The sequence below is a fragment of the Bacillus luti genome (assembly GCF_009739945.1).
GTDB lineage: Bacteria > Bacillota > Bacilli > Bacillales > Bacillaceae_G > Bacillus_A > Bacillus_A luti.
Window position 1 is genome coordinate 3,401,019 of record NZ_CP040336.1, and the last position, 14,362, is coordinate 3,415,380.

Genomic DNA, 14,362 nt, shown 5'->3' on the forward strand with positions numbered 1-14,362 from the left:
CTAACTTTAGAACGTGGTTATGCTTGTTTGAGCTTTTAAAAATGTATTTTCATTTTACATATAGATTTCAATACTCTATCCAAACATTTTTTTAACATATCACTAACATCAAAAAATCATTATAAAGCAATTTTATTATTCACTTTACCCTTTCCTAGGAAATATAACGGACTCTTCTCACTTCTTATCACATATATCCTTGCAATCTTTTCCCTCTAATCCTCCCTTGAATTCCCTCATAATAATGAATTCAGTTATTAGTAAAACTCACTTTTACAAAGTAAAAAAGAGAGTAACTCTATTCCTGAGCCACTCTCCTTCATAATTCTATTAAAATAGATGAATGTTTTCTTTCTTGCAAGCTTCACGTAAATCATCAGGCCATACAGAAGATTGAACTTCACCAATATGTGCTTTTCGTAAGAAGTACATGCACATTCTTGATTGTCCGATACCACCACCAATTGTTAATGGTAGTACGTCTTCTAAAATACCTTTATGGAAATCATATTCACGTTTGAAGTCATCACCTGTTTTCGTTAACTGCTCATCAAGTGATTTACTATCAACACGAATTCCCATTGATGATAATTCGAATGAAGCTTGTAGCACTGGGTGCCAGAATAAAATGTCACCGTTTAATTTCCAATCATCATAATCAGCTGCACGTCCGTCATGTTTTTCTCCTGAACGAAGTGCATCACCAATTCCGATAATAAAGACTGCACCGTGTTCTTTCGCAATCGCATGTTCACGATCTTTCGGTGTTAATTCTGGATATTTATCTTCCAGCTCCTGAGAAGTAACGAAAACGATTTCTTCTGGTAAATACTTTCCTAGGAACGGATACTTTTCAAACAAGTGATCTTCTAAATCTTTGAATATTCCATAAATTGTTTGTACTGTTTTTTGTAAGTAATCGACAGTACGCCATTCTTTTTGAACAATTTTTTCCCAATCCCATTGGTCAACGTAAATGGAATGTGTTGCATCAAGTTCTTCATCACGACGAATCGCGTTCATGTTCGTATATAAACCTTCACCAGCTTCATATCCGTATTCATGTAATGCAAATCTTTTCCACTTCGCTAGTGAATGAACAATTTCTAATTCTTCTCCTGAATGTAGCATATCAAATTCAATCGGACGTTCTACACCGTTTAAGTGATCGTTTAATCCTGATTTTTTCGTTACAAATAATGGTGCAGATACGCGGAATAATTCAAGGCGTTTTGCTAATTGATCCTCGAAAAATGTTTTAACTTCCTTAATTGCAATTTGAGTCTCTCTTACTGTCATTAATGATTGATACATGGTGGTTTCCTCCTAAAATGTTTGGATGTTGTGAAAAGAAGCCAACAAAAAAAGCCCTTCTTCCCCAAAAAACTGGGACGAAAGGCTTTGGTTCCGCGGTACCACCCAAATTAGCAACAGAGGTTGCTCACTTATACAGTACGGAGATGGAATATCTCGATACTGTTCTTCTTGTAACGGCGAAGTTCCCGGCTAAGTCTACTTTCCTAGAAAGGATTTCGGTTAGCAACTCCAGGAGGTTCTTCATAATAGGCTTCGTATCAGGCTCACACCACCCCTGACTCGCTTAGACTACGTCCTACTACTACTCGTCCTTTCATAGTCGTTTTGTTGTCACATCTCTGAAACATTTTATTAATGATTATTCTATACAAAAAATAAAGAAAGTCAACAAAAATTTAAAAATATTTTTCAATTCTTTATTTTACGGCTTTATTGATTGTTTTCAATATAACATCTTCACTTCTTTTGTCTTGTCAATCCAAAAAACGTTTCACTAACCGAAACTAACATATACACAACAAGTAATGTAATCGTTCGAAATATAGAATCCGCAGTATTTCGTATTATTTTCATTTTCTTTGTAATTCCTTTCAGTTTACTTGCAAATTCATGATATACTATAGCATTCAAGCAGTTTATTTTTACTTAAAGTAAATATAGTCATTTATAAAGAGTATTTTCTAAATCATTGACTATTATCAAATAAGATTTTTATATAACGGAGTGATCATATGAGTAAAACGAAAGCAAAACCGAAAAAAGGTGTAGGACAAGGTACAGGAAGTAAAGGATGGAATCGTTGGCAATCAAGTGCAAAGAAAAAGGCAGCTGCCAAGCCATATAAAAGTAAAGGCGCTAAAAAATAAATTCTGTATTATCTCTTTACTTTGTTCAAAACAAATTATAATTATTACACTAAAAAAGCTATGCTCTCATACATGTGAAAGCATAGCTTTTTATATTAAATCATTAAAATATCTCGTATTTCTTCCTCCGTAATTGATGATAATTTCTCTTCACCCGGCTCAATCACTTCGGCTATTAAATTTTTCTTACTCTCTTGCAATTCATGCATCTTTTCTTCGATTGTTCCGTGAGCGACTAACTTAATCACTTGCACTGTATTTTTTTGTCCCATCCGATATGCTCTATCAGCTGCTTGTTGCTCAACTGCTGGATTCCACCATAAATCGTATAATATGACCGTATCTGCCCCTGTTAAATTGAGACCAGTACCACCAGCTTTTAATGAAATGAGAAATAAATCACCTTCTCCTTCGTTAAAACGATCACATAGCTCTACACGCTCCTGCGCAGGTGTACTCCCGTCTAAATAAAAGTAAGGAATTGCTTGACGATTCAACTCACGACCAATAATGGAGAGCATTTTTGTAAATTGAGAAAAGATTAAAATTCTCTTCCCTGTGCTTCTACATTCCTCTAATATTTCTAATAGCTGTTCAAATTTAGCTGAACTACCTTTATAATCATCAACAAATAAAGCAGGATGACAACAAATTTGCCTTAATCTCGTTAAGCCAGCTAAAATTCTAATTTTATTCTTACGTAACGTATCCTTGTCTAAATGTTTTAACGTTTCTTCTCTTAACTTCGCTAAATAAGCAGCATAGAGACTTTTTTGATCGGGTAATAACTCCGATGACTGTATATGCTCTATTTTATCAGGAAGCTCCTGTAGTACGTCCCCTTTAAGTCGCCTTAATACGAATGGTTTCACTCGCTTCGCTATATCTTCACGCCTTAAATCACCAAACTCTTTTCTTCCTGGCAATAATTCCGGGAATACGACATGAAAGATAGACCATAGCTCTTCTAATGAATTTTCTACAGGTGTCCCCGTTAATCCGAAACGATATTCAGCTTGAATCGTTTTCACTGCTCTTGCAGTTTGCGTTGTAGGGTTTTTAAACGCTTGTGCTTCATCAAGAAATAGCGTGTGAAACGGCCTTGCATACAATCTTATGTCCCTTCTCAGCAATGGATATGACGTAATTACGACATCAAATCCCACTATATCTTTCAATATTTTTCGGCGCTCTTCTTGACTTCCATCAGCAATAACCGCTCGAATATGCGGAGCGAATTTTTTCAATTCACTAAGCCAGTTATAAACAAGTGATGACGGTGAAACGACTAAGATGGGCAGCTTCTTCTCTCGAATTTCAGGCAAGACGGAATCTATAAAAGCGATACTTTGCAGCGTTTTCCCAAGCCCCATATCATCTGCTAAAACACCTCCAAAACGGTAATGAGCGAGTGTTTTCATCCACTCGAATCCATACACTTGATACTCTCTCAGAACAGCGTGTAAAGTATTTGGCACAGCAAACTTTAATTTTTTCGGATTTTGAATGTTTTCCACTAACTCTTGAACAGACTCATCTAAACTTAAAACGTTTCCTTCATGAAGTCCGTTCATCCATTTTACACTCCGGATAAGTGGAACATTTACTTCTTCACCATGTAAAAACTCTTTCCGAATACCCGATTCTTTTACAAATTGATTAATTTCATTAAACTCTTTACTCTCCAGTGATAATAACGAACCATTCGCTAATCGATAATATTTACGTTTCTCTTCAAGAGCCGCTAATACACCTTTAATTTCAGCTTCCGGTATTCCTTTTATATCAAAACGAAATGACAACCAATCAATTCTTTCTTTTCTTCTTACTCTAATAAGAGGAGCTGTATCTCCTTTATGAATTCGTAATTTGATTGCTGTCGTCGCATAAATATCTACTAAACCTTTTAATGTTGGAACGACGTGATATAAAAAGTTATATTCAGCTTCTTCATTATGCATAAAGTAACCGCCTTCTGTTTTCGCAAAGGCGCTTTCACTCATCATGTCTATAATCTCTTTTTCCTTCTTCTCATCACGATTAAAAACAGACGGCTGTCCGTCCTCTTCTAGCGGATTAATCACAACGTTTCCATAGTGGAATTCGAGACCGGCTAACAAACGATTTTTCACTCGATCTAAATACAACTTCGCTTTTAGTGACGGTGTTTCAACACGATCTGATATTACTTCATCAATTCGAACTGTTCCGAGTTTCATTAACCCTGGCACAACTTTCGCTACGAAATGTTCCATCTTATTTTCAGGAATGTAAAACTGATTGCTATTTGAACGATTCATCATCTTTTGTAATTCAATAAGCCGCATACACTCTTCTATATGTAAATGATATAGTTTCCCGTCATAAAGTGCATTGTTATACATATCCATAACTTGTACACGGTTTAATCCATCTATATGAAGTGTAAATCCGCCATTATTCCCTTTCGCAAACTCGAAATGTAACGGCAATAACCCTTTAGAAACTTGTAAACCGTGAAACAGTTGTTCATGTTGTTTCAACTGTACAGACTCGATTTTAGAAAGTAAAGAAAGCATGTCCTTCCACGAAGCTGGCGGTATGAATATCATACTTTCATCTTGTTTTGTATGTACTTCTAGCGCATCTTCATACATTTTTTCATTATGATAAATTTTAATAAGCTGCTGAATAATTGAATCCGTCTCTTGTTTAAAACTATGTACATCTGGTGTGTATATAAATTCATTGGAACAATGAAAAGCCTCTCTTTTTTCCACTTTAGAAAGAAAGTCTCTAATATGATTTATAAAATATGTTTTCGCAAGTTTTAACTGAATTCCAAGAAGAGCCCCACCGCTTTTCGTCGCTACTGGTGAACATATAAACGTAACATCTAATATTTCACGTGTATCAAAACGATGTTGTTTACTTTTTGGCTTCAGTGGTTTGTCTGCAAACAATTGAAACATCCCGCTCGTTAATTGATCATTCTCGCTCATGTTTTCACTACTAGTAAGGGACCTTCCACCCATTTGTTGCTGTTCATTTATTTGTAGCAGTACTGCTGCAACATGTTGACAGTACGTTTGAAAAGAAGCTAATGAAGGACAACTACATCTTGCAACAACATCACCTTTTTTAGCTTTTTTTACTGTAACATGAAAATCTTCGCTCCCTTTTACCGTCGCCTCGCAAATTTCTTTATTTACATCATAATGATTCAAGATTACTTTATTTGCTTTATAATAAGCTTCGCCTCTTTTATATGAAGTCTCGCCACATACTTCTTTAATAATCGATTTATTTATATGAAAACTCAATGGTTCAACTCCTTACGTCACTCATTTCATTCTATAAATATTGTACATGTATACTCCATTAAGTAAAGTCGTACATACGAAAAACAAAAACAAGCGCCTTTCGCTACATAACGAAAGGCGCTAATCTTTTAATTAATTGATGTCATCTAAATACCAAGATCCATCTTTTTTCACTAAATCATACGTATACGTAAATGATTCACCTTGCTCACCTTGAACTGGTACACTTACTTTCACACTTAATGTTGAAGGTGTTTCACTTACACTTGTGAATGTTTTCATTGCCTCTGTATTATAAACATTCGTTACAGGGTATAAATAATACGGATTTAATATCCACTGTCTATTATACTTATAAGCTTTTTCAAATTGCTTCCCTGTAAATTTTGGCTCATAAAACTTTTTCATCTGTTTTTGTAAGTCTTCAAACTTTTCTTCTTCCGGCGATTTTACTGCCGCTTGTAAAATGTTATTTGCGTGCTGCTCTGCATCTAATATTAATTGCTGAGCACTTTGTAAAGATAAACCTGATAGTGCTCGCTTATCTTCCTCACTTCCCGAAACTTGAGCACTAACCTTACCTGTCAATCCTTTATAAGCGACATTAATTTCAGTCGTATCTCCGATTTTCGCATCGTCTTTTACTGTCACTTCTCCGAGTTCATTCACGATAACGAAATCTTTTGAACTTTTGAAAGTAAGTAGATTCGGTTGTGTTACTTTTTTATAGCGATACGGTTCAATCGGTAATCCTAATGTTTCGTATTGTTTCATTACTTCTACCGGCACAGGTATCGCTAAACGTACTTGCAATTGTTCTTTTTGCTTTTTCATTACAAATGTTTTTTCAGGATCTACTTGTAGCTTTGTTGGCTTCACAATATAAACTGGAACTTCTATTTCAGATAGTACCTTGCCATCTTCTACTAACTCAAATAATAAATTAACTTTCTGGTCCTCTTTTGCATTTGATTTTACGTGAACTACAAAATTATCTGCATCTTTTCGTTTTGCTTCTACTATACCAGTATTTTTACTTGATACTCGTATTTCCTGATCCTTCGATAACTTATCTACTTTCATTGTTAATTGATCTTCATCAAAGATTCTTTTTACTACTTTTAAATTTGTGTCTTCTCCCTCTTCAAGTAATAAATAATCTTGCGCTGATTGTAAATCTATTTTCTCACAATTGCTTATTTTTACGAAATCACCGTCTATATTTAATAACGATTTCTTAATAGAAATAAAATCAGCGTCAATTAAACTCGCTTCTAGACCAGCTTGTGCATAATATCCCAATGATCCGTTTGCACAAATATTTTCATAGCCTTTCAAAATATTAGAATCAACTTCTTTTATTCCCCACGACGCTCTCATCATAGCTTCTAATTTGAATCCTGCTTCAAAATTAGCCCCAATTAAAATTAAATTGGCAAGTGTTAATCCACCCTTTACTTCCACACCTGCTTTTCCATCAATTTTTGCTTCGCCGGTGAAATTAGCGTCGGGACCACGCTGGGTATGTTCTCTTATAATCTCACCGTTTTCAATTCCAGATCGATATGAATCTACTTGGGTCACATCTACTTCTACACCTAACGATAAATCTGCTTTAGCAACTAACGAGCCTTCAACCATTAAACCTAGAGCTGGATTAGTTGGGTTTTGCACACGAAAAATGAATAAAGATTTTTTAAAGCTCTTAAGCGAAACAACGTTTTTATTTATAATTTTTGTCCATTCTTCAAATGATTTATCATCTAACTTTTCTCTATCACAAGATACTTTCGTTCCAACACATTTAGAGTAATCAATAGAGAATTTTAAATTTCTTTCAACATCACTTTTAATAATAAATTTTAGATCATCTAAATTAGTTGCATTTTTATATGCCACATCAAAATTTATATTTTTAACTTTCATTTGACCTTTTAGGGCAAATGCCACATCCTCACTGAGTTCTAGCTCATTACCCTTCACTTTAACATCGACGTTCATGCTAAATTCATTTTTATCAATGTCATATTCAACAAGCGCACGTTGTAATAATTGCTCTGGTCCCGTTAAAGCATATCGATTATTCTTATTCTCCCCATTAATTTGCTGTTGAAAAGAATTCAATAGTCCTGGCTGATTATTTTCCAGCGTCACACCTTCTGCTAAATAAACAGGCTTCGCATTATCCCTCGTAACCGGTACTTTTCCCTTCATATCTACTTTTTCAATTACTTCTTTAGCCTCTGGTTTTACTGCTTTTACAACCTTCTCCCCATCACTTCCTTCAGTTATAGAGATAATTTTAATAACAACCCCAAGCGGATTATTTGGGATTGGGGGCAAAATTAAAATGTTATCATTTTTCAACTCTTTTAATTTTGCTGCTTCTTTTTTGAATGTAAAAGTATCTGTTTGCGTTTGTTCTATGTCGTTTTTATATTGCTCTTTCACTTCATATACGTTCTTTTTGTATACGATACTTTCTTTTTCACCGTCTCCTCCATTACCCGTACCACCACCGGTATCACCATCCCCAGTAGTTGGCTCATCTTTCTTGTAATCAATCACTTTACTAACGACTGCTGTCGATTCGGCTCTCGTTAACGTTTGTTTCGGTTTAAACGTCCCATCTGGATACCCTGAAATAATTTTTGCATGAATTAATGCAGCTATTAATTTAGGATTTTTCGTAAATTCACTTTTATCTTCAAATTTTATTTCCTCATCTACTTCTTTTAACTTCAACACTTTCGTAATAATGATCGCCATTTCTTCCCTCGGGATTTCTTGCTCTGGTTTGAAGCTATCCCCATATTCTTTCTTTTCAATAATTCCTTCTTTTATCGCTGTTTCGACGTACTGATTTGACCACTTACTTTTCGGTACATCTTTAAACGTCTCTTGGTCTTTTACAACCTTATATCCTTGTTGTAGCACAATCATCGACAAAAACTGTTCTCGCGTTAGGCGATCTTCTGGACCAAAAATTCCGTTTCCTTTACCAGATACAATCTTCATCTCTTTTAATCTCTTTATATCTTTATACGCCCAGTAGGAAGGTGGTACATCATCAAATACGTATCCATAATCGAGTAATTTAACGATGACTGCTGCCGACTCGGCTCTCGTTAATGTTTGTTTCGGTTTGAACGTTCCGTCCGGATATCCTGAAATGATTTTTGCATTTACTAATGCAGCTATCAATTTAGGATTTTTCGTAAATTCACTTTTATCTCCAAATTTTATTTCTTCATCCACTTCTTTTAACTTTAAAACCTTTGCGATCACAATCGCCATTTCTTCCCTTGAAATTTCCTGTTCTGGCTTAAAGTTATCTCCGTATTCTTCCTTCTCAATAATCTTTTCTTTCATTGCAGTTTCAATGTATTGGTTTGACCACTTACTTTTCGGCACATCTTTAAATGTCTCTTGATCTGTTACAATTTTATATCCTTGCTGTAACACGACCATCGACAAAAATTGTTCTCGCGTTAAGCGATCTTCTGGACCAAATAACCCATCTCCCTTACCAGATACAATCTTCATCTCTTTTAATCTCTTTATATCTTTATACCCCCAGTAAGAAGGTGGTACATCTTTGAATACAAGCTCGTTTTTATTCTCAACTGCACTATGAAACTGATTTGTTTTTTTATTTACCTCGTTAGCAGCGTACGCTATTGCACCATCAAATATCAATGTTATAAATAGTACAAACAGTATACTCAATTGAGCTACTTTTTTAAGCCAATTTTTCATCCCGTATTCCCCTTTTGCATTCAAAATGAAATAAAGATAACCTCATCGAATTATTCATCAATTGTAGAAAGAACAGTCTCTATGTTTATACCGTCTCCAACCTTTTTAATGAATGATTTTCCAATATTTAAATCTCCTGAAATTTTAGGTAGCAATAAATAATCAAGCCATACCGTTTCCCCTGCTGGAATAGAATTAACAACTCGCTTCAACTCTGTTCCTGGTGTATAAACAAAGTTTTTCTTTTCTGCTTCATTTAACTCTACTTGTAAATCATAAATAACGTTTGGCGATTTATTTTCAATCCCTACCCTAACTACATACGGAAGACCTCTATATGCTTTTTTATCTACTTTAATATGCATCTTCACTCCGTCTTCCCCGTACACTTCAATTGGCTTAGCTGTTTTAAACCCGGCAGAAAGTGGCTCATCAAACGGATATAGTGTAGATGAGAAATTAGCATTCAAATGATATTCACCTTTTTTATCTCCACGAATATACCACTCAGCTTTCTTAACTTCATTTCCACCTATCGTTCCTAAATGGATTATTTCATTTTGTTTTTCGGAAATTGGAGCTAAGCTTAATCCTTCTGGTAAATTTAGTGATACATTTGTATTCGTTAATTCAAATGGTTCGTCTGCGAAACTTTGAATCATCACTTCCACTTTAAAGAACTCTTTCAGCCAACTTACTTTCCCTGGGACTACCATATATCCAACTGCAGGAGGCGCTTCTTTTTCTTGGAAACGTTCATTTTGAATAACAACTGGGTACACATTAACCTCACTTGCACCACTACCAATCGACACGTTTAAATCACCTTGTATAACTTTACCTACATTATTAATAATGTAATCAACTTTTTTATCCTCATTATCTATTTTCAAATGCAGTTCAAACTTATACACGTGGCGATTATCTGGATGATTGACATCAATACCAGCCTTCTCTATTTCTTCTTTCGACATTTGAGTTACGTTCATTTTTCCATCAAATAACTGCGAAGGTTCTAATGTGACTTTTTGCTTCGTCCGCTCATCATTCTTTACAACTACGTCTACAGCAACTGGTTTATAGCCTTTCTTATAAACGTATACTTTATAAGCACCGTCTTGTGGTTTTAACGACAAAGTACCATTGCTACCTGTTATTAACTTTTGTGTTTTCTTTTTTGAATCTTCTAAAACGACGCTAACATTATCTATTCCGCGTCCACTTCCATCTTGTACTTCTAGTAATAAGCCAGTCTCTTTCTCTGTTACTTCAACAGGAATATTCAAACTCTGTTTATCTTTCGTTATCGTAACAGTTGCATTTCCTTTTTTATCTTGAGCTACCAGCTTCCCAGAAGCATCTACTGCTACTACAGACGGATTAGAAGATTTAAAATTCGCACTTTTCGTAACGTCTTTCAGCGAACCATCTTCATATACTCCTGTAACTTTTAATTCGTATGCCTCTTTCGTTTTTAATGCAATTTTCTCCGTACCAACTTGTAGTGCCACAAGAGGATTCTCTACTTTTACTTTCACTTCCTTTTTTATATCTCTTACAGATACTGTAATAATAGATTCTCCTTCTTTTTGCGCTACAATATTTCCGAGCTTATCAACTTTCACGTTATCGTTATTACTAGAAAATGTTGCTTCATTATTAATTGATGAACGGTAATCCTCTTCATAAACTCCTGTTACTTGTAACTTTTTCGTACCTTTAATAGGTAGTGTTATATTTGATGTTTCAAATTCAATATCTTTCAGGCCGTTTTCAATATATACTGGAACACGTATCTCATGGTTCTTATAAAAAGCTACAAGTGTAGTCTGTCCTTGTCTAAGTCCTTTAATTTCTCTATTCCCTTTTAATTCAGCAAGATGCCCATCATTTATCCAAAAACTCACTTGGTTTGTAATATCTTCTTCTCTATTTTCATATTTGGCTTTTACAACCAGTTCTTCTTTCGCACCTTCTTTTATTATAAATTTATCCTTATTTAGTAGAATCTCTTTTTCTTTTTCTTTTACCTTAACCAACACTTCAGTAGTATAGTCTTTATAGGTAATTCTTAAAGTTGATTGACCTTCTTTTTTTGCTTTAAGGTATAAATTATTTTTATCAATCTCTAAAACTTCTTGATTACTCGAAGTTATCTGTATATTCTTCAGATTCAATGTTCTCCAAAGTCCATCATCATACTGTGCTTGAACTGAGTAACTAGTTACGTCGCCTACAAACAACTCATTATAGTAATAGAAATTTAGCCCTACAATTTTACTGTTCGATTCTTTAACATTAATCTCTATAGTCTTCTTAATCCCTGCATACTCAATAGTAATCGTTGCTACTCCAGTACCTGTCGCCTCTAATATTCTACCCTCTTTTACTTGAATTATATTTTCATCAGAACTGATGATTTTTACCCCATTATAAACTTCCTCTTTTTCATTTCCTTCATAAACACCTTTAACTTTGATCTTAGTAAACTCACCTTCAGTCATAGAAGTACTATCAGCTATTACTTCAATATCCTTTAGAGTCTTCTCAACTGAAATATACCCCCACCCAAGTGTATTACCGTAAGTAACTTTCATGTCCAGTGCCCCATATTGTTTTCCAATTATTTTATCGTTCGCATTCAACTGTACAATATCGGATTTATTTAATTCTAACTCTACCTTCCCAGTAACATCGATTTCCTTACCATCCCTATATTGTGCCATTACTTTAAATTGTTGTTCTTCTCCTATTGCTAATTTTATAGGTGTAGGCTGAATTGATAGACCCCTTAAAAACAAATTATAATTACCAGATCCCAAAATTCTTATTTTTTCAGATGATGAATATAACGAAACCTGTAAATCTCTCTCTGCTTTATTCACTTCAACTTCAATACTCTTTTCTGATTCGCCTTCCTCAAATATTAACTTCCCTTGCTGCTTTATTTGTTCTGTACTATTCTTAATTTTAGGTATAGCTAATTTCCAATCTACACTATCTTGTTTTGCTAAATTATTTGTTCTATGAAAAGTCGCTACTATTTTTACTTTCTCTGCATTTATATCTATTGACGAAAGACTTTTAATTCCGATTTCACTTTCTTTTTCCACAGCATCTTCAAATTTAATGGATTGAATAAGTAAATTTGAATCCACACCACTATCCCGTCCATCAGCAATTATTAACTTCACTTTATTCCATTCGTTCACTTTCAAATCAGATTTAGCTTCAAGTACTGTACTCATTCCATCCATTTCTGTATTTTTAGTACCCTTTGTATTTGAGATATAATAACTTCGCTTCCACTGATTTATAGACGCAGTTGTTACAGGTTCATCATAATTATTTGGTACAAATGCAATATTTTTATCATTAACAAACACTCCTATAGCATCCCTATACCAAGAAAACTCTTCATACTCATCTGAGGCAAGTACGTACTTCATATTCATTCTTTCTTTCGATGGCTTAACTTCAAATTCTAAAACACTCGCATCAATTGTTTTTGTCTCATTCCATAGTAATCGTTCTAAATCACTATCACCCGGTTGATTATTAATCTGTGTATAACTTCTATATTTATTAGGTCCTATAATACCTTTCGCATTACCTGTACTTAATATGACTCCATCTTCAATTCCAAAAATATTTTGCTTCGCTTGAAATGTGCCGGCTGCTTGATTTGCACCTTTATATTTCACATTTCGAATTTCCACTCCATCACCAACGAGTTTTTTCGCTAGCTGTTCCGCTTTCACATTATCATCTAATGTGGATACTGATATGTCTGGATTATTACTCTTACCAGCCTCTTGTATACTCTTGATTTCGAATTTTCTGTCTTCCTTAATGGTTTCTTCCCCATTTGCTTTTACATAAAATCCTGGTAACTGTAAACATAAAATAGCAATTATACAAATTGTTAATACGTTTTTAAAATGCTTATATTTTCCTCCCAACTACTTATCCCCTTTCTTTTTTCAAATACATCCGTTTCCGCTAGTAACTCCTTTCTTTTCATTTTTTTGGAAACTCATAACTATATTAATCTATTCCTATTATCAAATTCAATAGCGTTCAACACCATTTGTTCATTTATTCAGAAAATACTTTTCGACACAAAATAAACCAAATCAATGTAAGATTTGGTTTATCAATGTTTATACCCTATATCGTATTTTTTCAATCTATCTCCATCAACCGTTTTGCCTCAAAATACAACACTTGAATAAACTTTTTCGTGTTTATCCGCGTATGACCCGAAACTGCAAATTCTTCCTTTGTCATTTCTGTCATCCGTTTTCTAACTATCGTAAAATCAAAAAATTTCGGAGCATAGCTTTCAAATTTCGGATTTGAAAAATCTGTTAATCCTAAAGAAGCCAAATGATTTAACGACTGATAAATCGCTCTGCGCACTCTTTGTTCAGATGCTTTTTTCTCTTTATCGATATCCGTATGTAAAGCTCCGTCTCCTAATTTCTTTATCGTAATATAGTGGAAAATATCTTTTAACGCAGGAAATCCAAATTCAAATGTTTGCGCCTTTTCTTGCCCATATAAATATTCCAGCATACTAAGTAAATCCTTACTTCCATTTTCTCCTGCGATACCGAGTTCTGATAGTAAGAAACGTCCTGAATCTGCTATCTTTTTTGCTTCTTGCACCGGTTCATTGCGCATTTGCGGCTGCTCCCACTGGAACACGTTATTCAATGATTTTTGAATATCATGTATGGAACGCTCTAAGCGAATCCGTTCCATTACTTTTCGTACGACAGATTCAACTTCAATTTTGTTTAGTGGTTTCGTAATATAATACTCCACACCAAGTGTATACGCCTCACCAATGAGCTGTTTCGATTCAACTTGGGAAATCATAATAATTTTCCCATTGAATGAAGATGCTATATGGCGAACCGTTTCAATGCCGTCTCTCATCGGCATGAGTAAATCAATAAATAAAATATCCACTTTTTTATAATTTAACTGTTCCGCTTCAATAAACGCTCCATCTTCCGATTCTCCAATTACTTCCCCAAGATCGCCATCCTCAATAATTTGCGAAAGCATCGAACGGAAAACTTCATCATCATCTACAATATAATAAAACAA

At 34.4% G+C, this 14,362-nt stretch carries 6 protein-coding genes and 1 other annotated feature; of the genes, 1 reads left to right on the top strand and 5 read right to left on the bottom strand.

All coding sequences use genetic code 11. From position 1 onward, the window contains the following. Positions 1–330: 330 nt before the first annotated feature. A complete protein-coding gene (asnA, locus tag EUC40_RS17230) occupies positions 331–1,314 on the bottom strand; it encodes an aspartate--ammonia ligase (RefSeq protein ID WP_000284913.1) in 984 nt (327 codons plus the stop codon). 70 nt (positions 1,315–1,384) lie between these two features. Next, positions 1,385–1,643 (bottom strand) — a binding site (T-box leader). 405 nt (positions 1,644–2,048) lie between these two features. Between asnA and EUC40_RS17235 the strand changes: the two genes are divergently transcribed. Then, positions 2,049–2,183, top strand: coding sequence for a DUF3934 family protein (locus EUC40_RS17235; RefSeq protein WP_000047587.1), 135 nt, complete (start codon positions 2,049–2,051; stop codon positions 2,181–2,183). Between the two features lie 95 nt (positions 2,184–2,278). Here EUC40_RS17235 and EUC40_RS17240 read toward each other — a convergent pair whose 3' ends face one another. The 4 genes from EUC40_RS17240 to EUC40_RS17255 all read right to left on the bottom strand — a co-directional run bounded on the left by EUC40_RS17240 (position 2,279) and on the right by EUC40_RS17255 (position 14,362). Then, positions 2,279–5,485: a DEAD/DEAH box helicase gene (locus EUC40_RS17240; RefSeq protein ID WP_156576116.1), complete on the bottom strand. Its 3,207-nt coding sequence runs from the start codon at positions 5,483–5,485 to the stop codon at positions 2,279–2,281. Positions 5,486–5,617: 132 nt separating this feature from the next. Continuing rightward, a complete protein-coding gene (locus tag EUC40_RS17245; RefSeq protein ID WP_156576117.1) occupies positions 5,618–9,244 on the bottom strand; it encodes an S-layer homology domain-containing protein in 3,627 nt (1,208 codons plus the stop codon). 50 nt (positions 9,245–9,294) lie between these two features. After that, positions 9,295–13,206, bottom strand: coding sequence for a choice-of-anchor L domain-containing protein (locus EUC40_RS17250; protein WP_156576118.1), 3,912 nt, complete (start codon positions 13,204–13,206; stop codon positions 9,295–9,297). 223 nt (positions 13,207–13,429) lie between these two features. Continuing rightward, positions 13,430–14,362: a response regulator gene (locus EUC40_RS17255; RefSeq protein ID WP_156576119.1), complete on the bottom strand. Its 933-nt coding sequence runs from the start codon at positions 14,360–14,362 to the stop codon at positions 13,430–13,432.

What these genes read in the sequence shown, in the direction of transcription:
- asnA (WP_000284913.1), bottom strand. Translation starts at nt 1,314, where the DNA reads ATGTATCAATCATTAATGACAGTAAGAGAGACTCAAATTGCAATTAAG.
- EUC40_RS17235 (WP_000047587.1), top strand. Translation starts at nt 2,049, where the DNA reads ATGAGTAAAACGAAAGCAAAACCGAAAAAAGGTGTAGGACAAGGTACA.
- EUC40_RS17245 (WP_156576117.1), bottom strand. Translation starts at nt 9,244, where the DNA reads ATGAAAAATTGGCTTAAAAAAGTAGCTCAATTGAGTATACTGTTTGTA.